The organism is Bartonella sp. AA89HNZF, from assembly GCF_042196905.1.
GTDB lineage: Bacteria > Pseudomonadota > Alphaproteobacteria > Rhizobiales > Rhizobiaceae > Bartonella.
Window position 1 is genome coordinate 1 of the sequence record NZ_JBHIRD010000096.1, and the last position, 839, is coordinate 839.

The 839-nt window shown below is 40.9% G+C and carries 1 protein-coding gene; it reads right to left on the minus strand.

Annotated features, from left to right (window positions below):
- A partial coding sequence (locus tag ACFIN0_RS09905) for a DNA methyltransferase (RefSeq protein ID WP_375702469.1) occupies positions 1–839 on the minus strand: 839 nt, incomplete at both ends.

Genomic DNA, 839 nt, shown 5'->3' on the forward strand with positions numbered 1-839 from the left:
CTTTCTTTTACCACAATCATTGGTTCAAGATTGGCTACATTTAAACTATAATCATCCCTTCCCCATTCGCATTTTTCCAATACTGCACGGGGGATTTTTGTAAGTGTAAGATTCTCAAAGGATGATGATTTTGTATCAAAGCCTGTACAACAAATCAGCAGGGTGCGATGAGAGCCCACTTCTTCGCTCATAATACGGAGTTGTTCATGGGTCATAGCGCTCGTTGTGACATAAATATAATCCGTTTCCGTTGAATATCCCTGCATCCAATAATGATTTTCATCCGGCGCATAGGTAAATCCCATATGTTTGCACATAGCTTCTGAAAGCATCGCAGCATTATATTCGCGACTAATAATCCATTGTCCCCATGGATCTTTCTGCAACAGAGAAGGTGCAAGGCGATAATAGCGAAATCCACCGCCACCTTGCCAATTGATACTTTTAGAAATTCCCCCTTGATCAGTTCCATCAATTACTTGTTTTAAACGAGGAATAATGTGCGTATGACAATGTTCACCAAGTTCAATCATAATCCACTTGCGGCCCATTTTATGAGCAACAGCACCGGTCGTACCAGAACCAGCAAAGGAATCCAAGACAAGATCACCAGGGGTGGTGGCAAGTTGAATGATGCGTTCCATTAATCGCTCAGGTTTGGGAGTTGTAAAGACATTCTTAGAATTAAAAACTTTAACCTCTTTTTTGGCATCTTGGTTATGCCCTACTTCCTCATAAAGCCAAATGGTCATTGAAACCATACCATTCTTTACTTCTGATAAAAAACGCTTCAAAGAAGGAACATTGCTTCCTGTGGGGCCAAACCAAATACGATTATC